This window comes from Ruegeria sp. HKCCD6604 (genome assembly GCF_013110635.1).
Lineage (GTDB): Bacteria > Pseudomonadota > Alphaproteobacteria > Rhodobacterales > Rhodobacteraceae > Ruegeria.
This window is the reverse complement of the sequence record NZ_WVQW01000018.1, coordinates 1-23,951: the sequence shown is the minus strand read 5'-3', so window position 1 is coordinate 23,951 and position 23,951 is coordinate 1. Positions and strand designations below refer to the sequence as shown.

The window sequence follows — 23,951 nt, the reverse complement described above, 5'->3', positions numbered from 1 at the left end:
CGGACGTTCAGAACCAGGCGGCAAATGGTAGGTGAGCGGACGAAGCGGACTTTTGCTGTTCCTGCTGTTGCTGACGCAGCATCGCTTCGCGTACGCAGTAGGACTGTTGCCGCGTTGCAGCCCAAGTCGTCGAACCGGCCATTTAATGCGCCTAAACTTTGCGGATCAATGCCGCGCTCATGCAACAGAATTTCCACGTTCCGAGCCGATATTGAGAACCGAACATAATGCATCACTGCAAGGCGGATGATCTCGGGACTGGTTCTAAAGTATTTGAAACAGGCAGGTCTGGTGATGGGCAAAAGCTACGCAAACGTCCTGCCCCGCTCAAGCAAAGTTCTGACAAGACCCCGCCGAGTATGTGAAGGACCTACGAGTTAGATTGAAGGGCTGAGCAGGGTTGAAAAAACCTGGTGAAGTGGTTTCAGAGCAGGGGGCAACCGAATGTTGTGCAAACTCTGGATCCTGATTGTCAGGGGAGTGAAACTTGACGTTCGTTCCTGTAAACAAGTTGGCGAACAGATATTACAATGATCACATAGAAAAGCTGCCACCTTCGCAAGGAATCGGTTTTGCATCATACGCACTTTATCTGCGAAGCGCAGTGTCGTGTCGTGACTTAGAAAAGACCATGGACGATCGCGGTGTGCGGGTTGACCATGCCACCATTAACAGATGAGTCGTTACGCATTCCCCGATACTCGATGTGAGAGCGCAAGTGAAGAAACGCCCGACGCTAGATTCCTGACTTATGGCCCACGCCGCACGCCAAAGTCGCACGACGAGGCAAATTGTGCTAGTGTTCGGGCCTATGTTGCTGCGTATTGCTTTCTCTGGGTTTTCGCCGCTCAGACTCTTTCTGGGCCTGCTTTTGCTTTGCGGACCGGTTGTTGCGCTAGCTGATATCTCTGGCACCAAACGCATGGCGCTTGTGATCGGAAACGCGCGATATGACTATGTTTCGAACCTTCCCAACACGTCCAATGACGCCCAGGACATTGCCGCAGCGCTGGATCGCATCCACTTCGACGTGACCGCGCTGTACGATTTGGATTATCGCCAGATGCGGCTTGCCCTTCGGGATTTTTCCGACAAGGCGGCGGGGGCCGATGTAGTGCTGGTCTATTTCGCCGGTCATGGGATCGAGATCGACAATATCAACTACCTGATTCCCACCAATGCCGAGCTTAGGAATGACAGGGATGTGGAATACGAGGCGATCCGGCTGGATTCGGTCCTGAAGGCCGTTTCCTCGGTGCCGGGTTTGAAATTGGTTCTGGTGGATGCGTGCCGGAACAACCCGTTTCTGTCGGATATGGAGCGTACAATTGCAACGCGCTCCATCGGTCAGGGTCTGGGCAGTATTGACCCTGGCGGTGTGCTGGTCGGCTATTCCGCGCGCGGTGGTACGCTGGCGTTGGACGGAGGGGGCCGCAACAGCCCCTATGCCGAAGCCCTGCTGGAACATATCGAGGTTCCGGGGTTGGAACTTGGAAAAATGTTCCGAAAGGTGCGCGACACAGTGTTTACGCTGACCGACGGGTATCAGGAACCGTTTACCTATGGCTCATTGCCAGGGCGGGACATCTTTCTTGTGCCCGCAGCGGTCAGCGTGCCCGAGGTCGCACCAACCTCGCCCACAGTCGCCGCGCCACCTGCGTTGGATCGACACAACGCTGCGCAGCGGGTTTTGCGCGAAGCGCTGAATTTGACGGATGAGACAACCAAGCTGAACGCCTTGTCCCTGATTGCGCAGCTTTATCCCGGCACGCAAGCCGGAGAATACGCTCAGGGCGTTGTCGCGGCGGCCAAAAGAACAAACCGAACCCCCGCCGCACTTGTCGCGCCAAGCACCACCAAAGCGACCCCGCACGGGGCCACCCATGAAACTAGCTCGACAACACGGCAAGGCGCGACCCCGGCGACCGAGGCGGGATTGAACCTTGACCGCAACGATTTTCGCGCGGTGCAGCGAGGGCTGAACGCGCTTGGGCTCTCTGCCGGGCCTGCGGATGGCATTTTCGGCCCCAGATCACGCGCCGCGCTGCGCCGTTTTCAACGTCAGGGCGGCGTGGCCACCACCGGTTATCTCAGCGCGGAAAGCTATGCTGTTCTCAGCAGAATCGCACCCGAACCGGGCAACTGGACAAGCCGTGGCCAGGCAGGGTCCAAACCAGAACCCGCCGCCGTTGCGGCAAACGGGTTCAATGGCGAATACGTCATCAATATTCGCAGACGCCCCGACCCGTTGGGATCAGATGCCGGGTCCAGAATCGATACTGTGCTTTGGTTGAATTACATCAAGACCGAGGACGGATTTACGCTTGTCGGTGCTGTCGACCGCTCTAAAGGAGGTGACAGCAGGTCCAAGCAGTATCGGGCATCGCTGTCGGACAAAGGACGCTTGAAAATCTCGGGGCGGACCAATTTTCTGTTTAACTCGGTCTACGAAGTGCCCTTTTCGATCACATTGGACCTGCCATCAACCCTGGCCCCAAACACACCCATACGCAGCAATCAGGGGCGATTTGACAAGAACTGGTATGTCGACGTCGTCTTGACCCGGCAATAGGCCTAGACCTCAGGTGCTTTCACCACCGGGATTTCCGTTGTGCCATCGTCGTGCAATAGCCCCGGCAGGACCGGCCAGTCGCGCGCCGGGTCTATCAACCGCGCGGTTTCCAGCGTCATACATATGGAGCGGCACCCGTCATGGTCGGGCGGCAGGGTCTTGATCCAGCTTTCCAACCGCGCCGCGACGTTGATCGTGTCCCCGATGACGTTGTAATGCATCGACCCGCTGACCCCCAACGTGCCGCCGATGGCACCACCGCTGTTCAATGCAATGCGCAGCTTGTATGCTGGTTGGTCCCTCTGCATGTCATTCAAGGCGGCAATGGCGCAGCGCATGGCGCGGGCGCAAAGCAATGCGGATTGCGCATCCAACTGACGCTGCGCATCCGTTTCGCTTGGAATGGGCGCGCCAAACACCACAAGGATGCCGTCGCCGGTGTATTTCTCGACAAACCCGCCATGGGCGCGAGCGATCTCGCCCAGCCGGTCCAGAATGCGGGCGATCCACAACATGAAGGCATCGGCCTCCATCACTTTTCCGGCGCGGGTCGAGCCCTCGATATCCGCAAGCAGCGCCGTGACATAAAGTTGGCGCGAACCGGGTTTGCCGCCCGACAGCAGGCTGCGGCGCTGCTTCCACAACTCGACCGACAGCTCTTCTGAAAGATGCGAAGAAAACACCTGTGCAAGGGTGCGCCGTTGCTTGCGTGACACGCCCGAAATGATGCCGAAGCCAGACAAAAAACCGCTAGCCCAGCCCAGAAACGAGGGCGCAACGGGCATCAGGATCGACGCCTGCTGAAACAATGACAGCCCGGCAATCAGTGCAATACTCCCCACGATTGCCATCATCACCGCGTTTCCGGTGGCACGCACAAACACCGCAATAGAGGCTCCCAGAAAGACCGATGCAAGGATCAGCCCCGCAGACATCCATCCACTCACCGCTCGCAGCGGTACGCCCTGACGATCGGCATAGCTGATCAACTGCTGGGTGATGGCAGCGTGGATTTCGGCCCCAAAGGTGAAATCGGCCCCGGTCGAACGGTTGAGCGGGGTCGAGAAATAGTCTTTTACCGAATGGCTGGTGACGCCGATGATTGCGGCTTTGCCGTCGAACCGTTCAAGGCCGGTTTGGGCCAGAACCTCGGCGGCCGGAATGCTATGTGCGATTGGTAGGGCGTTTTTGTAGTCAATGGTGATCTGATAGCCGGATGTATCAACATTGCGAAACAGGTTCGCGCCCGGCTTCAGGGGTTTGGCTGCCGTGTCGCCAAACATCAGAACGCGCGGGTCATTGGGATCGCTTTTCAACGCAGGCTGTCCTGTATGCGCTGCGGCCAGTCGCATCGGCAGCGACACCGCCAGCCCGTCCAGCGTGTTGACCAGCAATAATGCGCGGCGGGCGACACCATCAGGATCAATCGGAATGTCGGCAAACCCCGAATGCGCACGCCGCGGCGCGGCAATACCTGCAGACGCGCCGTCCGGCAGTTTCGAGATAACAAAGACCCTGGGATCAGCCAGAACCGCAAGAAGCGCGTCCCGTCCCTGCCCAGCGGCAACGTCACGGTAAATATCCACGCCCACCGCCGTCGCACCTGCGTCCAGCAGCGTTTCGACAATCTGCGCCAGTTGATGATCCGGCACTGGCCAGCCCCAGTCGCTCAGATCCGTGTCAGTGATGGCCACCAGATAGACATCGTCCACCGGTTCCGCCTGCGCTAAGGCCGAGGTTGCCCAGTCGTATTGCAACAGTTCAAACCGTTCCAGCGCACCCTTGTGACGAAGCGCGATCAGCGGCAGGCCTACGATCACGGTGATGACGCAGACCAGGGTCCAGCGTTGCCAGACCGTCATCAGCGACGACATGCGTTGCCATGTGTGTCTTTGCGGCTTGGATATCACTGACCCACGCCAGCCGAGGTAAGCAATTGATCCACAGCAGCCGGGTTTTTGGCCTGTGCCCGGCCGCTCAGCCCTATCTGGGTAACTTCGGCAAGCGCGTCGAACCAAAGCCCGGCGGTTGCGGCCGTTCCGGATTTCAGCGCATCCGGCACACGCTCAATCAATCCTGATGACCGCGCGACCGCCTTGCCGCTGTTTGGATCGATCAACGCGACCTGCCAGAGGTAAATCAGGTTGGTGTCCAATTCGAAACCCGACCGGCCAAGGTCCAGTCCGTAATCACCCGGCGGGAATGGCCCCTCGATCCGCAGCTCAGGCGCAGCTTGGCCAACGGGGGCGAGTTGGACGGTCGCATAGCCTCTGTGACCAAGGGTCAACCGCCAGATCAGCGGCGGCGCGGCCAGGGTCGTCAATCCACCGCCCTCGGGCACCAGCAACAGCAGCAAGCCAGAATCCGTGTTCAGCGAGACATCGCGGGTACCCGCGCCCATCCTGTCCTTGGGCACACCGATTTCTGGCGGGATGAATACGATCTCGGGCGGGGTGTCAGCGCCGTCCTCTTGACCCGCTGCCCAAGCCGCGCCGCCAAGTAGCGGCACTACGATCAACACGCTTATAAAAACTGTTTTTGCTAACCAAGCCCACGACACAGCACGCCCCGAGAAAACAATCATCAAGAAAACCGAATACACCAAGCCTAGGCGTGAACAGGGGCGTGAGTCCAGTTTCCGTTCCATTTCACCTGTGTTGAACTTGCCCTCGGTCGCTGCGGGGTTTCGTGGCAAGGTGTGACACTGTCCAGCATCGGAGAGTGTCTGTTTCATGGGATCGGCAATTAAATGGGGCCGCTGCGTTCGGTATTTTTGATGATTTTCTGGTTGTGGTCGGGCCACATGCTGCCGAAGCCAAAACCGAACGCTTTGCGCTTGTGATAGGAAATTCCGCCTATCAGCAAGTCCCTAACCTGCGCGACCACAGCGAAATGGCGCTTTGTCCGCGCCTTTCTCGTTGCCTGTAAACATCTCGCTGCGCTCGGCTCGAATGGCCGTTTTCCGCGCCACATCACCGCGATCAGGCTGTTGCTGACGCATTTAAATTTGTGTTGCGAGCACGCGCAGCGAGAAAACTCAATTCACAGGTTGGGCTCACTGCAGTCATTCTCTGCGGTGAGACAGAACAGGTCCTTTGAGCCCTTACCGGACTTTCGTCAACACCCAGAGTCTCGCTTGTGCAACAAGTCTCAAACGTCGCATTCCAGACATTCGCATCCCGGCGTCTGATGGCTTCTTCGCGGACTGAGCCGTTTTAGCTACATTGCAGCAAGTTTGGTCGGAGTGAACGACTGGTTGGCGGAATCAGTTTCGGTCTTGGTCAGCGGATCGAGGGTTTCAATTGGGACTCAAATCAGACATTGCAACTTCCAACTAGTGCGAAGCTTTAGATATTTGAATCCGATAGTAAGTGTTAGCTCGGCCTATCCAGAAGATTGGTGCAAGCTTGGCCGTACATTGCGGAATCGGTGTGATTAATCAAATTTGAGCCTGAAAATGCTGGGGCTTTCTATTCAGAGTAATCCGTAAACTGGACACAGTTGATTTCAAAGTGCTGCCTTGACGGACGCAATTACTGTGGCGATGATTAAAATATGTGCATTTTGAGAACATTCTTTCTTTCTATTGTGTGCATCCTGGTGACTTCTGGATTGCTCTACGCAGAAAGTGGGATCGTAAAATCTTTTGCAGGTTGTGCAGGTCGCTTCTCGGCTGAAATGGAACACGCGTGGCTTTTGAACGATCCAAAAGCTCAGGATTATGAACTGCGGCGCGGTAGGTTTATCTCGTTGCTGGAAGCGACTACGACAGCAAATAATGCCGAATTTGTCCTAGGCCACAGGGTGAATTCCAAACACGCCCACGCACGTTTGCTGCAAACCGCAACCTTTACTTCTGATGAAGTGAAAGCAAGTGCGGCGCGCCGAGCTGCCAAGCAGTACTTGGATCAATGCAATCTGTTGATCTTGGGCGGCGCTTAAAGACCGCTTCGCTGCGCCGCCGCATTTTTAAGCGCGACGTGCTGCATTGCCGCGAAATTGGGCAATACCCTCAATCAATCCAAGAACTCGGGCTATGAGACTCTAAGAGCTGCAAAGAACTGTCCTAGCACTATGGAGTGCCGCAAGACGGCTTGGAACATGTGCGAAGGTGCCCGGCCTAGGAACCTGAAGACGCCCTCGCACACCGCAATTATGCGTGGGGGGTATATGGGACGTTTCGGCGCCCCGAACAACCCTGCTGCGCGTCGCATAAAAGGAAATGCTGATGCACACCAAAATTCTCACCACAACCGCCGCAGTCCTGTTGGCCAGTTCATTGCCTGCACTGGCTGATTGCCCGATCAAGGTTGGCGTCCTTCATTCGTTGTCCGGTACCATGGCCATTTCGGAAACCACGCTGAAAGACACGATGGAAATGCTAGTCGAACAGCAAAACGAAGCGGGTGGTCTTCTGGGGTGTGAGCTTGAAGCCGTCGTTGTAGACCCGGCCTCGGACTGGCCACTGTTTGCCGAAAAGGCGCGTGAGTTGCTCACAGTCCACGAGGTTGACGTGATCTTTGGCAACTGGACATCGGTTTCCCGCAAATCCGTCCTGCCGGTGATCGAAGAACTGAACGGCCTGCTGTTCTATCCGGTTCAGTATGAGGGTGAAGAGAGCTCGAAAAACGTGTTCTACACAGGTGCTGCGCCGAACCAGCAGGCGATCCCAGCCACGGATTACTTCCTGGATGAGCTGGAAGTTGAGAAATTCGCGCTGCTGGGAACCGACTACGTCTATCCGCGGACCACGAACAATATCCTTGAAAGTTACCTGAAGCAGAAGGGCATCGCGGAAGAGGACATTTTCGTCAACTACACGCCGTTCGGTCATTCGGACTGGTCCAAGATCGTGGCCGACGTGGTTGCACTTGGCGCGGATGGCAAGAAAGTCGGCGTGATTTCGACAATCAATGGCGACGCGAACGTCGGGTTCTACAAGGAACTTGCTGCTGCGGGCATCTCGGCTGATGACATTCCGGTTGTCGCATTCTCGGTCGGTGAGGAAGAGTTGGCCGGTCTGGATACCACCAACCTCGTCGGTCACCTGGCGGCCTGGAACTATTTCCAGTCGGCCGAAAGCGATGCGAACGAAGCATGGGTTGAAGCTTGGAAAGCCCGAATGGGTGAGGACCGTGTGACCAATGACCCGATGGAGGCCCACTATATCGGCTTCAACATGTGGGTGAACGCGGCGACGGCTGCCGACACCACCGATGTCGATGCCGTTCGGACCGCCATGTACGGTCAGGAATTCCCGAACCTGACAGGCGGCACCGCTGTGATGCTGCCCAACCACCATCTGGCCAAGCCGGTCCTGATCGGTGAAATCCAGGAAGACGGTCAGTTCGACATCATCAGCCAGACCGAAGAAGTTCCGGGCGACGCCTGGACCGACTATCTGCCTGAGTCCGCTGTTCTCGTGTCGGATTGGAAAGAGCTGGGTTGCGGGATGTACAACACCGAAACCGAGAGCTGCGTACAGATCAAGTCCAACTACTAAGGTCTTAACCTGAATTCCTCGGGGCGCGCGAGTTGTGCCCCGAGGCTCAATACAAAGGTCTTCCTAAATGACGCTTCCGTTCAGGCGGGCAGTGCTTGCCCTGCTGGTCCTTGTGGCCCCTACCCTTTTGCAAGCGCAATCCGCAGACGCCCCGGTGCAGCAGATATTGCAGTCTCACGCGGAGGTGATCCAGAAATCCTCTCGCAAGACGATTGGCCCTGCGATCGACGCGCTGGCGCAAAGTGGGCTGCCGGAAGCGCAGACCGTTCTGGAGCGTTGGCAGGCCAAGGACATGTGGTTCAACAAAGAAACCGGTCTTTTTGTCTTTGCCTCAAAGGCTGACGGTGGGTTGCAAGTCTTCGATGTATCTGACGGGGCCGAGATCGGGGTTGTCGAGAAAAAGAAATACAAACAACTCAAGCCCAATTCTGGCATTCGCGGGTTGATCGCGTCTGCTCTGGTGCAGTTTCAGTTGAACGACCCCAATCCAAGGACACGCGTCGCTGCTTTGACAGCGATTGAGCGAGACGCCGAAGCGTCGCACCTGTCTGCCCTGCGGGGTTCCAACGAGGCTGAACAAGACGCCAACCTCAAGGCGCGCAAAGACCGGTTGGAACGCTTGCTCACCATTCGCTTTGATGAGGATGAGGCCGCGAGGCTTGCTGCAATCGACAGCTTTGCCGGCGATCTGGGTGTTGATGTCAGGGCAACGCTCAATCCTTTGGTTTCATCCGAAATCAAGGTCGCAGATGAAATCCCGGACGGTGCGGTTGGCATTGAGGTCGGATCGGACGATCTGACGCAGGACCAGGCCTATGACCTGCTTGTCGCAAACGGGTTGGCCCCGGAGCCGGTGGATGCAGCAGCGGTAAAGCAAGCCCTGATCGCCAACATAAACGGCGATACTGTTGCGGGTGTACAAGTGGCGAGCCTTGACGAGGACGTCGCCCGAGAGGCCGCGTATCAGGTGTTGGCCCAGCAAGGTCTTGCGACCCCGCTGGTGACACAGGAAGATATTGCCGAAGCTGTTCAAAAACATAAGTTTTTCAAGGTTTACGTCTCAGCCCCCTTGCCCATCGCTCTTGCTGCACAGGCGGCTTTGGACAACATTGAAACGCAAGTTGCTTTGAACCAGACAGCGGATCTGGTGCTGGACGCGCTGTCTTTGGCCTCGATCTATTTCCTTGCGGCGATCGGTCTTGCGATCACCTTCGGAGTCATGGGCGTGATCAATATGGCGCATGGTGAGTTCATCATGATGGGCGCCTACACCGGCTATGTGGTGCAGTTGTTCATTCCTGACCTGACGCTTTCGATCCTTGTGGCCATTCCCTGCGCGTTTCTGGTGACCTTCGGGGCCGGTGTTCTACTGGAGCGGCTGGTCATTCGGTGGCTGTATCACCGGCCGCTAGAGACGCTGCTGGCAACCTTCGGCGTTTCCATTGCCTTGCAGCAACTGGCCAAGAACATCTTTGGCACGCAGGCGCGTCCTCTGACTGCTCCGGCATGGTTGGACGGGTCGATGGTGCTGAACGACATCGTCTCGATCAGCTATATCCGCATCGCGATCTTCGTTCTGGCGTTGATGTTTCTGGCCCTGTTCCTTATCGTCATGAACCGAACCCGGGTGGGGCTTGAGGTGAGAGCGGTCACTCAAAACCCCCGCATGGCGTCCTCCATGGGTATTAACCCGGACCGGATCAACATGCTGACATTCGGCCTGGGCTCAGGCATCGCGGGCATCGCCGGCGTGGCCATCGGGCTTTATGCCAAAGTCACTTCCGAGATGGGCTCTGACTACATTGTGCAAAGCTTTATGACAGTTGTCGTTGGCGGTGTTGGCAACATCTGGGGCACGCTGCTGGGTGCGACGATGGTCGGAACGCTGCAAAAGGGGATCGAGTGGCTCAACCCGTCCAATACGCTGGCGGCGCAGACGTACATGATCCTTTTCATCATCCTGTTCATTCAATTCCGACCGCGCGGTATCATCGCGCTCAAAGGTCGGGCGGCGGAAGCGTGATATGGTTGACATGACTTCTACAGCCAAGCCTGTACGCAAGCCGCTGGTGCTGCGCTATCCCTCTGTCGCGATCTTTCTGATCATCCTGTCCCTGTTTACGGTTATCATTACTGTTTTGGGCGAAGGGTTTGGCATCGGGCTGATTTCCACCAGCTTTATCAAAACTTTGGGCAAAACGCTGTGCCTGTGTCTTGCTGCACTGGCGATGGATCTGGTGTGGGGATACACAGGTATCCTGTCGCTGGGGCACATGGCATTTTTTGGCATTGGCGGCTACGCCATCGGCATGTGGCTGATGTACGCCCGGACCGAGATTATCGTGGTCGACAGCCTCGCGGCGTCTGCATTGCCGCCGACGGTCCAGGAAATATCGGATGGCATTGCCGCTCAGATTTTCGGCGTTGTCGGTGCGTCCGAGTTTCCCCCGATCTGGGCTTTTGCACATTCCTTACCGCTACAACTGGCTGCGGTGGTGTTGGTACCCGGTCTGCTGGCGCTTGTTTTTGGGTGGTTGGCGTTTCGCAGTCGGGTGACCGGGGTTTACCTGTCGATCCTGACGCAGGCGATGACGCTGGCGCTGTCCCTTTACCTGTTCCAGAACGACAGTGGGCTGCGCGGGAATAACGGCTTGTCGGGGCTGCAGAACCTGCCGGGTCTGGACTCGGTGCCGCAATCAACGGTTTCGATCCTGTTCTTTTGGGCGTCCGCCCTAGCGCTTGGCCTTGGCTACCTTGTCTGCGCATGGGTGGTGTCCGGCAAATTCGGATCGGTCATTCGCGCCATCCGAGACGATGAAAGCCGCGTTCGGTTCCTTGGATACTCAGTCGAGGCCTACAAGCTTTTCATCTTCACCTTCACCGCCGTGATCTGCGGTATCGCGGGCGCTTTGTACTATCCGCAAGCGGGCATCATTAACCCGGCCGAAATTGCGCCCATCGCGTCAATCTACCTGGCCGTTTGGGTGGCAATCGGCGGACGCGGACGGCTGTACGGAGCGGTGATCGGTGCGGCCTTTGTCTCGTTGCTGTCGACATGGTTTACAGGCGGGCAAACCCCCGACATCTCGCTAGAGTTCTATACGATCCAATGGGTCGATTGGTGGACCATCCTGCTTGGTTTCTCGTTTGTTGCGGTCACGCTGTTCGCGCCCCGCGGCATAGGGGGACTGATCGACAAGCTTACAGAACGCCGCGCACCGGATCGACATGGGGCCGACCTGGGACCAGACCTTGGGTCGTTGCGCGAAAAGGAGGCGAATGAATGAGCACGCTGCTCGAAGTCTCTGGCGTTTCCGTATCCTTCGACGGGTTCAAGGCCATCAACAACCTGACGTTCCAAATCGGTCCGGCCGAAATGCGCGCTGTCATCGGCCCGAACGGGGCGGGAAAGACGACGTTCATGGACATCATCACGGGCAAGACCAAGCCGGAAGATGGTCATGTTCTGTGGGGTGAGAAATCTGTCTCACTACTGTCGATGAGCGAAAGCCAGATCGCGCAGGCCGGAGTGGGAAGAAAGTTCCAGCGACCAACTGTGTTCGAAGACCAAAGCATCCGCGAAAACCTGATGCTTGCCCTGAAAAACAAACGCGGGCCGTTGGCTGTGCTGCGGTTCCGGGCGCGTCAGGAAGATCATGAGAAAGTCGCAACGCTGGCCGAGGAAATCGGACTGCAGAGCGCCTTGGGCCGCAAGGCGGGTGAACTTAGCCACGGGCAAAAGCAATGGCTCGAGATCGGGATGCTGCTGGCTCAGGACCCACAATTGCTGCTGGTCGATGAGCCTGCGGCCGGGATGACCCCGGCAGAGCGCAAGCATACGACCGACATTCTTGTCGAAGCGGCCAAAACCCGGGCCGTCGTTGTTGTCGAACACGATTTGGAGTTTGTCCGTCGCCTGAACTGCAAAGTCACCGTGCTGCACGAGGGTTCGGTCCTGGCCGAAGGATCGTTGGACCATGTCACCCGGAACGAGAAAGTAATCGAGGTTTATCTTGGCCGCTGACCTTCTGAACATCTCTGATTTGACTCTGCACTATGGCGGCAGCCAGATCTTGAACGGCGTCGACATCACCGCGCGTCAGGGTCAGGTGACCTGCGTGATGGGTACAAACGGCGTCGGAAAAACAAGCCTTTTGAAAGCGATATCCGGCACGCATCCCCGCAGCGGTGGCGACTATGTGCTAACCGGCGAAGAGATCGGCAACACCACATCCTTCGAGCTGGCCAGAAAAGGCGTGGCTTACGTTCCGCAAGGGCGCGAGATTTTCCCGTTTTTGACGGTGCGCGAAAACCTCGAAACCGGCTTTGCCTGCCTGCCCCGCAGCGATCACACCATCCCCGACTATATCTTTGACCTTTTCCCGATCCTCAAAGAGTTCCTGTCGCGGCGCGGAGGCGACCTGTCTGGTGGTCAACAGCAGCAACTTGCCATTGCACGTGCGTTGATCACAAAGCCAAAACTCTTGCTGTTGGACGAGCCGACCGAGGGCATTCAACCCAACATCATCAAGCAGATTGGCGAAGTCATTCGTCTGCTGCGTGATCAGGGTGAAATGGCCATAATCTTGGTCGAGCAGTTCTTTGAGTTTGCTTATTCGTTAGGCGATGAATTCTTGGTTCTCGAGCGAGGCACCCCTCTTCTACGCGGCTCCAAATGCCAAATTGGCAAAGAACAACTAAGGTCCGCAGTATCTGTTTAACGGCATTGTAGTGGTTCACTTCTGCTCTGCCATGCCCGACGCACCGGATTTAACAATTCGGACTTATGCTCATACCGTCTCGTAGCTCACTTAGCTGCATAGAATGCCGATTACTTGCAGTTTTTTGTTTTCCGATGTTCGTGGATCAGGGGCATTTGGGGCTCGCTGCCAACTTTCTCTGCGGTGAGCATGAACAAGTCATATGAGCCCTGAGCGGATATAGCCGAGTGATCCGGTAGCTGCGAGTGCACAAGGCTGCTTACAACACTTTGCCGACCTTGACCCCTACGTGTCCGTCAATAGTCTGAGTGAAATGACCGAATGTCGGTTGCGAGCCCATGCTCGACTTTGGTTGATGCCGCATCATTTGGAGCGATGGGCGAAAACCGGACCTTCGCTGCGACGGCTAGATGCTGATACCAAACCACGTCTTGAACGTGCTCTCGGTACTACCTGAAAACTCCGTCAAGTACGTGATTTGAACAATCGGCAAGGCACCCGACTTGCACTACAGTCCATCCGCAAGGGCTCTAGAAAACTACGTCATGAACAGCCGCTGTCCGTGATCTCGGCAATCGTCAGGTAGTTCACAGACGCTGCGACCACACCCGCGATAAACCCTAGCAGGATCACGGCAAACGCCAGCCCGACCTCCACTGTCCCGAAGACCCATTGCCACAAAACTGCGACTGCGACCACAGTGCCGAAAGTTACAAGCCCATGTTTTATCACCAGCTTCAGGGTGGTCGGGACAAATGGCTTCTTCGGTCCTTTCACCGTGAAATGAGTGACGGCCGTCAGGATCATCGCCATCGATACTGCCAGCAACACCGCGCCGCCCAGAACCGAATGACTGCCGCCACTGATCGAATCCAGCGTGAGTGGAATTGGTGCCGTCCCACGCAGCAAAAAGTACTGAATAAAGCCGTTGATTATCGCATTGATCACCCCGGACAGGAGTGCCCCGCGCATAATTTGATCCGACGTCATCGGCATCTCGCTGGACATGGTCATCTTGCACCGCTCCTTTGTTTGTGCAGGTTCGAAACCCGGCAGACTCACTGGCCCTGCCGCGCAACCTCTTCAATGCTTGGGAAAAATATCTCGCGACAGCGATCGAGGCGGCTGGCCCGGTTTTCATAGTTGGAACGGGCAATGCGCAGGTCAGCCTCGCGCTGGAGCACTGTGGCATCAGACAGGTTTCCGCGGCTGTTTAATTCGCGCGCCCGCATTAGCGCCTTTTCCGCATACGCCATCCAGGCCTCGTTCGCGCGCACCTCTGCCGGTCCCTTGTCACAGCCTGCGTTCCAGCCTTTGAGATAGGCGGCATAGAGGTCGTCGAGCGGCACCGACTTGCCCGCGAAATGGTCCCCAATCAACTGCAACGCCGCCACCTGCGCCGCTACCGTGGTCAGGTTCTTCTCGGCCACGACCATCTGCAGCCGATTCCAAGCATCCTTAAGATGCGAAATCTCCAACTCAAGCTCGGAAATGGCGCTGCGGTCAAACAGTTCCAGATTTCGGGCCAAGATGGCTGCATCCCGGTCCACCTGCGCCTTAAGCGTTTCCAGTTGGATAGCCACTATCATGCTCTGAAACCCGACCAAACGGCCTTGGTCCGCGAACATCATCATGAAAATCTGATCGTTGGTTACAGGGGCGCCTGTGTCCAGCTGTGCCGCCTCCTGCGCCGAAACCCAGGAGGAAGCTAGCACAAGCGATGTCGCTATTGCTGACGCGCGCACGGCGCGCAAGAAGGGTAGCTTCACGGCCCGATCCTCAGCTTCCGAACAAGCGCACGACGCCACCGCCGCCATGAACATTGATGGTCTGGCCGCTGACCCAACCGGCTGCCGGCGAGCACAGGTACAGCATCGCGTTGGCGATATCTTCGGGGCGGCCGGGCCGCCCGGTCAGATTGTCGGGATGGGCGAGTTTTTCCTGCATCTCGGGCGAAATGCCCGCGTCGCCGTAACCGGCGGTCATGACCGTTCCGATCAGGATGGAGTTTACCCGCACCCGTTTGTTCAGCATGTGAGCCAGCGACACCATCATCTGGTTCAGGGCTGCCTTCGCCGTGCCATAGGGCAGGATGTCGTAAGCCGGAACGGCTGATGAAAACGAGCCCGAGTTGGTGATCGAGCCGTTCTCCGCCTTCTCCAGATACGGCAAGCAGGCCATGCTCATACGGTAGGCACTGATTGTGTTGAGTTTGTAAGAATTGATGAACTCCTCTTCAGGAATTGCCGAAGGGTCCGGCTGGCGACCGCCCCAACCGACATTGTTCACCAAGGTCGAGATGCCACCAAACGCGTCGGCAGTCGCGGATACAACCGCATTGATCTGATCCAGATCGGTCACGTCGCAGGCCATGCCACGACAGTCATTTCCGGTTTCCCGGGCGATCGCGGCAGCGGTTTCGGCAGCCATGTCACTGTTCAGGTCGGCAATCATCACCTTTGCTCCCGCCCCCGAGAGCGTCTTGGCAATTCCCGCGCCGATATTCTGTGCGCCGCCGGTGATCAGAACGTTGTGACCGTCCATGCGAAATTCTGCAAAAGCGTCAAAGCTCATCAGTTTGTTCCTGTCTGAAGTATTGGGATATCAATCGAGTTCCTGCACACCGCCGCCGGACACAGTGAGCACCTGACCGCTTATCCACGCGGACGCTGGCGCGCAGAGGAACAGCGCGGCATAGGCAATGTCGTCTGGCTCGCCCAGCCGTCCGAGCGGCGTGTGCTTCAGCATTGCCTTTTCGATGTCGTCGTTCAGCACCGATGCCAGCGCGTCGGTCTTGATGGCGCCTGGCGCAATGGCGTTCACCCGCACACCCATCGCACCTAGGTCGAAGGCGACATTGCGTGTCAGGTGATTCACAGCAGCCTTGGATGACCCGTAAGATGCCATGCGCTGATTTTTGTTCTCGCCCGCCATGGAAGATATGTTTAGAACCGCGCCGCCGCCTGCCGCTTCCATGTGAGGCGCCGCCAGTTGAGTGAGGCGAAACAGCGAGAAGACGTTCAATTCATAGGCCCAGCGGAAATCGTCCATCGGCATGTCAAACGGCTTTGGCCCGCCCCCGCCCGCATTATTGACAAGGATCGATAATCCGCCGAACTCCGATACGGCCAAGTCCACCGACGCTTTCAGATCATCTTCGACCGTCACGTTGCAGGCCAGTGCAACGGCCTTGCCGCCCGCGTTCGTGATCTCGTCGGCCACCGCCTGCGCGGTCTCCGCCTTCAGGTCGCTCACCACCACCGAGGCCCCAGCCCCGGCAAATAGTCGGGCCACGCCCCGGCCAATTCCCGCGCCGGCACCGGTCACAAGGGCCACTTGGCCGTCCAGCCGGAACTTATCTGCTTCGAACATTAGAAGCTCCTGCATCGCTTCAATCTCTAGGTACTACGCAGGCGAGTTGGCTCCAGATCAGTGCTGGGCACTATTTTTTGGCAAGTGTTAGAACAGCATAGATTGGGCGTGTCGAATTGCGAAGATGTGCGATGCAATGGCGCCCCCAGCAGCCGGCTGGACCTCAACATCGACAACGCAACGTCAAGGTCTGCTTAGGGTTCTTTACCGCATCCAATACGATTGGCCGCTTCGTCCGCTTTGCCGTCATTAGAGCTGTATGGACCAACCAAAACCGTCAGATGACCGGTTTGAGCCCAAAGTAATCCGGGACAGAACAATCTAATCCGCCAACAGACTCTTTTTCATGAACCAGCGACGATGCCCTACGGGTTCACTCCCCGGTGCATTGCTAAGTACTCCGAAGTCCGAATATCCAAGGCGGAGATAGAACTCTCGTGCCTCTCGGTTTGACGTATCTAACCAAGCGCCATGGCACCCCAGAATCCTGGCACGTTGCTCTGCTTCAAGCATCAGCGTCTTGCCGACACCAGTTCCTCTTAGATCCCCGTGAACCCACAGAAGTTTAACCAAAAACCATCCGTAAGACGTTGAACCTGAGACTCCTGCCAGAAGACTTCCAGCAGAGTCTCTTTTCGAGAGTACGATGGTGGAATTCCTTGATTGGGTATTCAACACTGCGAGCGAGGCAAGCAGGTTTTCTTCTATTTCCTTTGACACGTCGGCATGCGCTGAAGTTGGTTCCATCAACGTCTCTGAGTTGGTCATTGAAAGCTCCTGTCTGCGTGGTCATGAAACCAGCAATCTTGGGCAAAACCGGTTTCGGCAAGGTCTGCTTTGTCCCGCATAGCCGCTGTCCAGGGTTCCATATCATCGCGTATTTTGTCTAAAGTCCGCTTCCTGTGCATTGTCGTCATTGCTGAGGCCTAGTGCTGCTCTAGCAGCGGACGGCGGCTCTGTGGCCAAACGAACTTCACAACTTTTCAAGGGTTTTGTTGTTGCCAAGTAGCTGGCGGCCAAAACCACCGTTATTGGTCTTTCTACTAAACCTAGCATTCGACCAACGGCGGAGAAAGCAGGCTTGGCGGACGACCGATCCACTCCCGTGAGTTCTGAGCCACTTGCCTCGACGCCGATCGGTTGAAAAAAACGACACTCAATCATTCAGTAGGAACGCAAGTTGCATCAGCACTTTGCTGACGGTGTTGGACTATTTGTTGGATAGGACGTGAGCGACTCTTGTGCTTCTGTCTTATTTTATCGGACTTATTCCGACATTTTGCCAGGCAATATCCGGCCCCCGCTCCTTCCCCCCGGTCTTGCGGGAGAAGGCCCTTCGCTTTCAGGTTCGTATCCGCGCGATGCCTTTTGTCGGAGGCCAGCCGCTTCCCCGCAGGCTTCTCACCTGCCCCGCTTTGACCGCGCACGGTCTCGGCGGTCCCCGGTCCGACGAGTGTCTAAAGACGCCCGTCGGCCGGTGGGTTCCGTAGTCGCGTTTCTGCACCGGGCCAGAAGGAGCCGCGTCGGTGCGGGATGGGGTAGTCCCCGAACCATAGTTCACTATTGGAGGCCGGTCGTGAACGTACCGTGGTCACCGCTTTTTTTATCGTTTGCGAGGGAAAGCAGCAAGCATAAACCGGGCGCAACGGAGACGAGGAGACCCGTCCCGGCCCGGAACGTCCGATTTTTCGTTCTTGCTGACTAAGTGTATTGATCTGTTTTTTTGTTCCTTGTGTTTCGCTCGTCCGCCAACTTAAAAAGCCGCAGCTGTCTCGAAGCGCTGTAGCCTATCAAAAGCGCGGGGGTTTTGGGTCAGCGCTTCAAGTCAGAACCTGGTACCAAATTGTTCTTTTCCTGTTCTTTTGTTTGTGTGCAACGTTTGAATGGATCGCCTTGTGTCATCCAGCCCGATTTTTCGGCAAGCAGAGTTGCTGTGATGCACATTGGCTTTTGGACGTGTGGCTCGAATGCAGAGTGTACAAAGCGGAGAATAAGATGAGCGCTGACTTGGACGCTGGCCTGAACGATCAAGGCGACGTTGAAGATGATGAAGGTGACTATTCGGTCTACCCGCACATGGATGGGATCAAATGCTCGATGTCATGGAAGCTCGGCAGTTATGGCGAACGCGGTGCTCTCTCTGATGACATGATCGAGAGCTTGGCCGAACGGTTTGACCTGCCATTTAAGCTCGTACGCGAACTCTCTGTGCTTCTTGGGAACTGCCTCAATAACGACGACGACATCGCAATCAACCTGACTGAGGTCCGACGCTCGCAAGCGATTGAACGAGGTCAAAAGTACCTCAAGCAACTTTTGCGGAAAGCCAAACAGAGTTCCATTGGTCCCCAAGAGCTCCGGAACGCATTGGGCTCGCTTTCGACTTATTTCGCTTCGACGCCAGAAGACGCAGACCTTCTTCCCCAAGTGCTCGACAAGCTCGAGACCGCAACGGCACTTACTCAGGATGTCATCAATGACATTCGACGCATCCATGGGACACCTGGTGCGATTGCAGAGATGTCGCCCCGGGACAAGCGGTTCTCGCGCGACAAACGCCGTCAGTACATTGTCGAGAGCTGCTGTTACATCTGGAAGGATGCCGGTCGCCCCCTAACCTATACGACATACTCAGACGGTCGCCCCGGAGGACAACGGCAAGGTCCGCTCGTCAACTTTATCCAGGCTGTCGTGAAGATGATCACCGAGCCGGGGCAAATCCTGAGCGGTGAGACGATCCGCGTGGACATTGACGGTTTTCGCGACAAGCTTGAGCGCGAAGAGCAAGAGCGTTGGGCGCCGCCGGAATTGGGCAATCAATACACTTAGAATGAGCAAGCCCGCGTTGTCATGGTCATGGCATGACACGCGTTCCTGCCATATCCCCTTCTGACGACCACGCGCACAAGCAGGTTGAGACAGCGATTGACCAGTTGGTCCGATTGCTGGCTGCCCAGGTAGTACAGGAACTGGGCCGGGACGCCTCTGACCAAAAGGAGGCGCATCAGGATGCCACAGATCAATGCCAAGAAGAACCGACCCCGCAAGCTGCTGACGGTGAAGGACGTCGCTGAACTGGACAATTGCTCCGAGAAGACGGTGCGCCGTGCGATTGCGGCTGGCCTGCTTGAGGTTATTCGGGTGGGCCCTGGCGGACGCCTCATCCGCATTGATCCGGCAGCTCATGCCGCCTACAGGCAGGCACAGTGCTGGTAGGTAATCGAGACCATTAATGTACATTAATGTCAATAGGTTATGGCATCTTCGGGAAGAGGGATTGCCCGTAAGTTGCGAACTTTCTGTGCTACGCTTTTCCCGAATCGGACCTCCTGTCCACACCCGTCCGCCCGAGACCCGACATGTCCAAAGGAACGTAAACCCGATGACTAGCCAGAGCCCCGTTCCATTGAGATTGGCCTTCGTCAAAGCCGACACACCGATGTTCGCCGAGCTCATCGACCAACTGCGCTCCGATAGCTCTCTGTCGGACGGACGCCGCCGCGACATGATCTCCGGTCTACGCCGCGTGGCCAAAGCCCTTGGGCTGCCGCCAGAGGATGTGCCCTGCGACAGTCGCTGGTTGCAGCCCCGTCTGTCCAAAGTCACACCGGCAGCACTCGGTCTTACACCGAAGAGTTGGCAAAACGCGGTGAGTGATGCGCGTGCCGCCCTCGCGCATTTCGGGCTGGTGGAACGGCGCTTCAACCGGATCGATGATCTGTCTCCCGATTGGCAAGCGCTCTGGGCGAATGTATTGGCGTCCGGCGACAAGACATTGCAACCCGCACTCTGCCGCTTCGTGCATTTTCTGAACCGGCAAGGCGTCAAACCCGCCACTGTGCGCAAAGAGCATGCCGCGGCCTATCGAGAAGCCCTTGCGCATAACGAGATCAGCAAATTACCGGATGTCGCGTATCGGGCTGCGGTCAACGGCTGGAACCTGGCGGTCCGACGTATTTCTGAATGGCCCAAGGCCATCCTGCCTCTGGAAACGCGCCAGAAGGTCATCACCTTTCCCGTGACAGCATTTCCTACGCCGTTCCAAAGCGAGCTTGCAAAATTGATGCACCGTCTTGCAACTCCGGACCCGCTGGCAGATGACGGTCAGAACAGGGTACTCCGACCCGCGACCCTGTCCCAATACCAAAGACAGTTGGTTCGATTTGCCTCCGAACTCGTTCACTCTGGTATCCCGATCGCGGAGATTGGCGGATTGGACGTCCTGATCAATCCGGTGATGGCTGAACAGGGTTTGCGCCAGATGTTATCGCGCACCAACAACCAGACCACAAAGATGATCAGTGAGATCGCCGCGCTGCTCCGCAACCTGGCCCGGATACTTAATGCACCCGATGACGCTCGCGATGCACTGACCGGGCTTGCCGCGCGCCTGGCGGTCAAACCTCAGAATGGCATGACCCAAAAGAACCGAAGCCGGCTGCGGGTGTTGCAAGAGGATCGGCATCAACAGCGCCTGCTGCTCCTGCCTGAACGGATTTTCACGCGACCACGCGGCACATCCAAACCGTATGGCTGGGCTCTGGCGCGCGAAGATGCACTCGCCATCGCCATCTTGCTGGTCTGCCCGGTTCGCGTGAAGAACCTGGCTGGCATCCACCTGGAACGCCACCTGCACCGTCCTGGTGATGGCCGAGCCTACCTGGTTCTGGAAGACGGCGAGACCAAAAATGAGCGACCTGTCGAGTTCGAGATCCCGCGTGATGTATTGCGCATGATCGACGTGCATCTCAAATCTCGCTGTCCGGAACTCTGCCCCGCGGGAACGCCTTGGCTGTTTCCCCGGAGGGATGGTCAGCATTCGGTTGATCCTGGCGTTCTGTCTGCGCGCGTCTCCAAACGGATCCGGAAGGAAACGGGGTTGGAGATGAATGCCCACCTGTTTCGGCATTTTGCGGTGATGAACTGGCTCGACGCCAATCCCGGCGGCTATGAGGTCGCGCGCCGGTTGCTCGGACATTCGGAGGTCAGCCACACGATCAACATGTATTCCGGTCTTGAGGCACGTTCGGCAACACGCGCCTTTGCTGACCTGATAGAAGCTAAGAAAGGGCGTCGCTGATGAGCCTTGTTCTGCCTCTGTCTGCTTGGCCCGTGCAAGACCGGGAGATGTGGCTCAACCTTCAGATAGAAGGTGGCCCACTCGACGATTGCGGCGCGCTCTCACACCTGCGTGCGACCTCGTTGAAGACGTTAGAACTGCGCTATGCCCGATGGCTGCAATGGCTGATTAACAGCAATGCGAAGGCGATCACACTGCCTCCGGCTCGACGCGCGACTCTGCCGCGCCTTTCCGCTTGGCTTAGGGACCTCTCACACACCCGGCCGATGACCCGGTTTATGTTCATTGACGGTGTGTTGCGTATCCTCTCCGCGGCTGACCAGACACAGGACTGGTCCGCTCAGCGGAGATTGAAAGCGGGATTGAAGCGCACCGCAGGACGGGGTGATCGGGATCGCAAACTTGGGCGTGTGTTGTCCAGCGAGGTTCTATTCAAGGCGGGAATGTCTCTAGCGACGGGTCATGCAGAAGCGGAGCCAACACCGCTGCGCCGTATGATATGCCTGCGGGATGGCAGCATGATAGCCATGATGGCTTTGATGCCGATGCGGCGACGCGCCTTTGCGGGCCTTCGGATAGGCATATCCTTGCATGTAACAACAAACACCATGACCGTCGCGCTCCCAGGGGATCTGACCAAATCAGGGCAGCCATGGGAGGCTGATGTTCCCCAGAGCGTTGAGCCGCTCTTGCGTCGTTATGTCAATGAAGCCCGTCCCTTTTTAATGGAGCGTGGCCAACAACAACACGATGTCTTGTGGGTCGGCAGGACAGGCGCACCATTAAAGCAAGATGCGCTGAGCCCCCGGATCGCGGAGCAGACCCTGAAGCTGACGGGTCGCCGCATTCCACCGCATTTCTTCCGGGATGCCGCCGCAACGACATTGGCGCGCTCCTCTCCGGAACACGCGAAGCTGATCCGACCAATATTGGCTCATGCGAGCTTCGGAACGGCTGAGCGCCACTACATCCACGCCCAAACCATTGAAGCGGGCCGCGACTACGCGGCTTTGATCGACTTAAAGAGAAAGACCAGACGATGACCCGAGTTGCAATCTATGCCCGCTTCTCCAGCCAGATGCAGAGAGACGCATCTATCGATGACCAGATGCGTTTGTGCCGGGAACGTGCAGAGCGGGAAGGCTGGACTGTTGTCGACGCCTATTCGGATCGGGCGGTCTCTGGTGCGTCCATGTTGCGTCCCGGGCTACAAGCGCTCTTCAATGCAACCCAGGAAGGACGGGTTGATCTGATCTTGGCAGAGGCGCTGGATCGGTTGAGCCGGGACCAGGCAGACATCGCTGCGATCTTCAAACGGCTGAACTTTGCAGGGGTTTGCATCGTGACGCTGGCTGAGGGCGAGATCAGCGAATTGCACGTAGGTCTCAAAGGCACCATGAACCAACTGTTCCTCAAAGACTTGGCCGACAAAACCCGGCGTGGTTTGCGCGGGCGTGTCGAGCTTGGACGCTCCGGTGGCGGCAACAGCTACGGCTATGACGTCGTCCGGCGTCTCGGGCCGGACGGCCAACCCGTTACGGGAGAACGAGTGATCAACGCAGCAGAAGCTGAGATCGTCCGGCGGGTGTTACATGACTTCACCGAAGGGCACTCCCCGAAAGCCATTGCGCGCCGCCTGAACGCCGAAGGTATTCCCGGTCCCCGTGGCAAGTTATGGCGTGACACCGCCATCCGGGGGCACCGAGTGCGTGGGACGGGCCTTCTCAACAATGAGCTCTACATCGGCCGCCTTGTTTGGAACCGGCTGCGCTACATCAAGGACCCGGAGACCGGCAGACGTGTTTCCCGTCTCAACGATCCGTCCAAATGGATCATCGCGGAGGTCCCTGAGCTGCGGATCGTCGGGGATGAACTTTGGGAGGCGGTCAAGCAGCGGCAAGGCGAGATCGAGGCTGATCCCCGCGTCAAAGCCATCAAGCAAACCAAGTTTTGGGAGAAGCGTCGCAAAAAGCACCTTCTGACAGGTCTAGTATTCTGCAGCAACTGCGGTGGGCCACTCGCCACTGTCGGGCGCGATTACCTCGCCTGTTCAGCCGCCCGCAAACTCGGCACCTGCACGCACAGGCAATCCATTCGCCGCAATGTCCTGGAAGACGCCGTTCTGGATTTACTTCGTCAGCGTCTGATGCAGCCCGACGCAGTGGCCGCTTTTATCAAATCCTTCAACGAAGCCGCCAACGCAGAAGCTGGTACAGAGGAGGCAGCCCGGACCCGTCTACAATCCGAACGGGACAAAGCTGCACGCAAACTGAATGGGTTTTATGACGCAATCGCTGAGGGCATTCGCACCCCCGGGCTTCAAACGCGGCTCGAAGAACTCGAAGCGCAGATAGCCGAGCTTGACGCAAAGCTCTTCGAACCTAAGCCCTCATCGGTGCGACTGCAGCCGAATCTGTCCCAACTCTATCGCTCCAAAGTCGCAGATCTGGCGCAGGCTCTATCGGATCCGTCGATCCGCACCGGGGCCTTGGAGATCATCCGGGGCCTTATCGAACGTGTCACGGTCGAGCACCCCAACGAGGGCGTTCAGATCGAACTGGAGGGCGCCCTGGCAGCAATGATTGGGTTGGCCCAAAATGAACAAAGCCGCCCTAAGGCGGCTTGTTCGGCACTTTGTTCGACCAAGGTGGTTGCGGGAGCAGGATTTGAACCTGCGACCTTCAGGTTATGAGCCTGACGAGC

20 protein-coding genes and 1 pseudogene are annotated in these 23,951 nt (G+C 57.2%); 13 read left to right on the top strand and 8 right to left on the bottom strand.

Going from position 1 to position 23,951, the window contains the following annotated elements; genetic code table 11:
• Positions 1 to 233, bottom strand: a pseudogene (locus GS614_RS22315) (hypothetical protein); the annotation flags it as partial.
• Positions 234 to 922: 689 nt separating this feature from the next.
• Here GS614_RS22315 and GS614_RS21585 point away from each other — a divergent pair.
• A complete protein-coding gene (locus tag GS614_RS21585; protein WP_253284322.1) occupies positions 923 to 2,572 on the top strand; it encodes a caspase family protein in 1,650 nt (549 codons plus the stop codon).
• Positions 2,573 to 2,574: 2 nt separating this feature from the next.
• Here the strand turns inward: GS614_RS21585 and GS614_RS21580 are convergent, their stop codons facing one another.
• Both GS614_RS21580 and GS614_RS21575 read right to left on the bottom strand, forming a co-directional pair.
• Positions 2,575 to 4,446, bottom strand: a complete 1,872-nt coding sequence (locus GS614_RS21580) for a CHASE2 domain-containing protein (protein ID WP_171120875.1) — start codon at positions 4,444 to 4,446, stop codon at positions 2,575 to 2,577.
• A gap of 32 nt (positions 4,447 to 4,478) precedes the next feature.
• The gene (locus GS614_RS21575) at positions 4,479 to 5,093 is read right to left on the bottom strand and encodes a DUF928 domain-containing protein (RefSeq protein WP_171120873.1); all 615 of its coding nucleotides are present in this window, start codon (positions 5,091 to 5,093) and stop codon (positions 4,479 to 4,481) included.
• A gap of 200 nt (positions 5,094 to 5,293) precedes the next feature.
• Here GS614_RS21575 and GS614_RS21570 point away from each other — a divergent pair, with 200 nt between their 5' ends.
• The 7 genes from GS614_RS21570 to urtE all read left to right on the top strand — a co-directional run bounded on the left by GS614_RS21570 (position 5,294) and on the right by urtE (position 12,796).
• Complete coding sequence (locus GS614_RS21570; RefSeq protein ID WP_171727292.1) at positions 5,294 to 5,500, top strand: hypothetical protein; 207 nt, start codon at positions 5,294 to 5,296, stop codon at positions 5,498 to 5,500.
• 627 nt (positions 5,501 to 6,127) lie between these two features.
• A complete protein-coding gene (locus tag GS614_RS21565) occupies positions 6,128 to 6,514 on the top strand; it encodes a hypothetical protein (protein ID WP_171116855.1) in 387 nt (128 codons plus the stop codon).
• A gap of 286 nt (positions 6,515 to 6,800) precedes the next feature.
• Complete coding sequence (gene urtA, locus GS614_RS21560) at positions 6,801 to 8,075, top strand: urea ABC transporter substrate-binding protein (RefSeq protein ID WP_171116857.1); 1,275 nt, start codon at positions 6,801 to 6,803, stop codon at positions 8,073 to 8,075.
• A gap of 67 nt (positions 8,076 to 8,142) precedes the next feature.
• Positions 8,143 to 10,098 carry an urea ABC transporter permease subunit UrtB gene (urtB, locus tag GS614_RS21555; protein WP_171329814.1) on the top strand — a complete coding sequence of 652 codons (1,956 nt, stop codon included), beginning with the start codon at positions 8,143 to 8,145 and terminating at the stop codon, positions 10,096 to 10,098.
• A 10-nt stretch (positions 10,099 to 10,108) separates the two neighbouring features.
• Positions 10,109 to 11,362, top strand: a complete 1,254-nt coding sequence (urtC, locus tag GS614_RS21550; RefSeq protein ID WP_171172764.1) for an urea ABC transporter permease subunit UrtC — start codon at positions 10,109 to 10,111, stop codon at positions 11,360 to 11,362.
• Positions 11,359 to 12,099 (top strand): urea ABC transporter ATP-binding protein UrtD, encoded by a 741-nt coding sequence (gene urtD, locus GS614_RS21545; RefSeq protein ID WP_171116861.1) that lies wholly within the window; start codon positions 11,359 to 11,361, stop codon positions 12,097 to 12,099. The genes urtC and urtD overlap by 4 nt, the downstream gene beginning before the upstream one ends.
• Complete coding sequence (gene urtE, locus GS614_RS21540) at positions 12,089 to 12,796, top strand: urea ABC transporter ATP-binding subunit UrtE (protein WP_171116863.1); 708 nt, start codon at positions 12,089 to 12,091, stop codon at positions 12,794 to 12,796. The genes urtD and urtE overlap by 11 nt, the downstream gene beginning before the upstream one ends.
• Before the next feature lie 543 nt (positions 12,797 to 13,339).
• On the opposite strand, the gene GS614_RS21535 is transcribed toward urtE, so the two are convergent.
• The 5 genes from GS614_RS21535 to GS614_RS21515 form a co-directional block, all read right to left on the bottom strand.
• The gene (locus GS614_RS21535) at positions 13,340 to 13,810 is read right to left on the bottom strand and encodes a hypothetical protein (protein WP_216600299.1); all 471 of its coding nucleotides are present in this window, start codon (positions 13,808 to 13,810) and stop codon (positions 13,340 to 13,342) included.
• Between the two features lie 44 nt (positions 13,811 to 13,854).
• Complete coding sequence (locus GS614_RS21530) at positions 13,855 to 14,619, bottom strand: hypothetical protein (protein ID WP_216601245.1); 765 nt, start codon at positions 14,617 to 14,619, stop codon at positions 13,855 to 13,857.
• A complete protein-coding gene (locus GS614_RS21525; RefSeq protein ID WP_170437659.1) occupies positions 14,576 to 15,370 on the bottom strand; it encodes an SDR family oxidoreductase in 795 nt (264 codons plus the stop codon). The genes GS614_RS21530 and GS614_RS21525 overlap by 44 nt, the downstream gene beginning before the upstream one ends.
• A gap of 30 nt (positions 15,371 to 15,400) precedes the next feature.
• Positions 15,401 to 16,168 (bottom strand): 7-alpha-hydroxysteroid dehydrogenase, encoded by a 768-nt coding sequence (gene hdhA, locus GS614_RS21520; RefSeq protein WP_170437657.1) that lies wholly within the window; start codon positions 16,166 to 16,168, stop codon positions 15,401 to 15,403.
• Positions 16,169 to 16,489: 321 nt separating this feature from the next.
• Complete coding sequence (locus tag GS614_RS21515) at positions 16,490 to 16,936, bottom strand: N-acetyltransferase (protein ID WP_171329886.1); 447 nt, start codon at positions 16,934 to 16,936, stop codon at positions 16,490 to 16,492.
• A gap of 1,227 nt (positions 16,937 to 18,163) precedes the next feature.
• Between GS614_RS21515 and GS614_RS21510 the strand changes: the two genes are divergently transcribed.
• The 5 genes from GS614_RS21510 to GS614_RS21490 all read left to right on the top strand — a co-directional run bounded on the left by GS614_RS21510 (position 18,164) and on the right by GS614_RS21490 (position 23,940).
• Entirely contained in the window at positions 18,164 to 18,997 is an 834-nt protein-coding gene (locus tag GS614_RS21510; RefSeq protein ID WP_171232745.1) for a hypothetical protein, read from the top strand.
• Positions 18,998 to 19,177: 180 nt separating this feature from the next.
• Positions 19,178 to 19,384, top strand: a complete 207-nt coding sequence (locus tag GS614_RS21505) for a helix-turn-helix domain-containing protein (protein ID WP_170619977.1) — start codon at positions 19,178 to 19,180, stop codon at positions 19,382 to 19,384.
• A gap of 166 nt (positions 19,385 to 19,550) precedes the next feature.
• Complete coding sequence (locus GS614_RS21500; RefSeq protein WP_171232746.1) at positions 19,551 to 21,248, top strand: site-specific integrase; 1,698 nt, start codon at positions 19,551 to 19,553, stop codon at positions 21,246 to 21,248.
• Positions 21,248 to 22,291, top strand: a complete 1,044-nt coding sequence (locus GS614_RS21495; RefSeq protein ID WP_171232747.1) for a tyrosine-type recombinase/integrase — start codon at positions 21,248 to 21,250, stop codon at positions 22,289 to 22,291. Before GS614_RS21500 ends, GS614_RS21495 begins: the two co-directional genes overlap by 1 nt.
• Positions 22,288 to 23,940, top strand: coding sequence for a recombinase family protein (locus GS614_RS21490; protein ID WP_171330331.1), 1,653 nt, complete (start codon positions 22,288 to 22,290; stop codon positions 23,938 to 23,940). Before GS614_RS21495 ends, GS614_RS21490 begins: the two co-directional genes overlap by 4 nt.
• The last annotated feature ends 11 nt before the right edge of the window (positions 23,941 to 23,951 follow it).

Excerpts from the sequence above, each read along its gene's own strand:
- GS614_RS21585 (WP_253284322.1), top strand. The coding sequence starts at position 923 with ATGGCGCTTGTGATCGGAAACGCGCGATATGACTATGTTTCGAACCTT.
- GS614_RS21580 (WP_171120875.1), bottom strand. The coding sequence starts at position 4,446 with ATGTCGTCGCTGATGACGGTCTGGCAACGCTGGACCCTGGTCTGCGTC.
- GS614_RS21565 (WP_171116855.1), top strand. The coding sequence starts at position 6,128 with ATGTGCATTTTGAGAACATTCTTTCTTTCTATTGTGTGCATCCTGGTG.
- urtA (WP_171116857.1), top strand. The coding sequence starts at position 6,801 with ATGCACACCAAAATTCTCACCACAACCGCCGCAGTCCTGTTGGCCAGT.
- urtB (WP_171329814.1), top strand. The coding sequence starts at position 8,143 with ATGACGCTTCCGTTCAGGCGGGCAGTGCTTGCCCTGCTGGTCCTTGTG.
- urtC (WP_171172764.1), top strand. The coding sequence starts at position 10,109 with ATGACTTCTACAGCCAAGCCTGTACGCAAGCCGCTGGTGCTGCGCTAT.
- urtD (WP_171116861.1), top strand. The coding sequence starts at position 11,359 with ATGAGCACGCTGCTCGAAGTCTCTGGCGTTTCCGTATCCTTCGACGGG.
- GS614_RS21535 (WP_216600299.1), bottom strand. The coding sequence starts at position 13,810 with ATGACCATGTCCAGCGAGATGCCGATGACGTCGGATCAAATTATGCGC.
- GS614_RS21530 (WP_216601245.1), bottom strand. The coding sequence starts at position 14,619 with ATGTTCATGGCGGCGGTGGCGTCGTGCGCTTGTTCGGAAGCTGAGGAT.
- GS614_RS21525 (WP_170437659.1), bottom strand. The coding sequence starts at position 15,370 with ATGAGCTTTGACGCTTTTGCAGAATTTCGCATGGACGGTCACAACGTT.
- hdhA (WP_170437657.1), bottom strand. The coding sequence starts at position 16,168 with ATGTTCGAAGCAGATAAGTTCCGGCTGGACGGCCAAGTGGCCCTTGTG.
- GS614_RS21515 (WP_171329886.1), bottom strand. The coding sequence starts at position 16,936 with ATGACCAACTCAGAGACGTTGATGGAACCAACTTCAGCGCATGCCGAC.
- GS614_RS21510 (WP_171232745.1), top strand. The coding sequence starts at position 18,164 with ATGAGCGCTGACTTGGACGCTGGCCTGAACGATCAAGGCGACGTTGAA.
- GS614_RS21505 (WP_170619977.1), top strand. The coding sequence starts at position 19,178 with ATGCCACAGATCAATGCCAAGAAGAACCGACCCCGCAAGCTGCTGACG.
- GS614_RS21500 (WP_171232746.1), top strand. The coding sequence starts at position 19,551 with ATGACTAGCCAGAGCCCCGTTCCATTGAGATTGGCCTTCGTCAAAGCC.
- GS614_RS21495 (WP_171232747.1), top strand. The coding sequence starts at position 21,248 with ATGAGCCTTGTTCTGCCTCTGTCTGCTTGGCCCGTGCAAGACCGGGAG.
- GS614_RS21490 (WP_171330331.1), top strand. The coding sequence starts at position 22,288 with ATGACCCGAGTTGCAATCTATGCCCGCTTCTCCAGCCAGATGCAGAGA.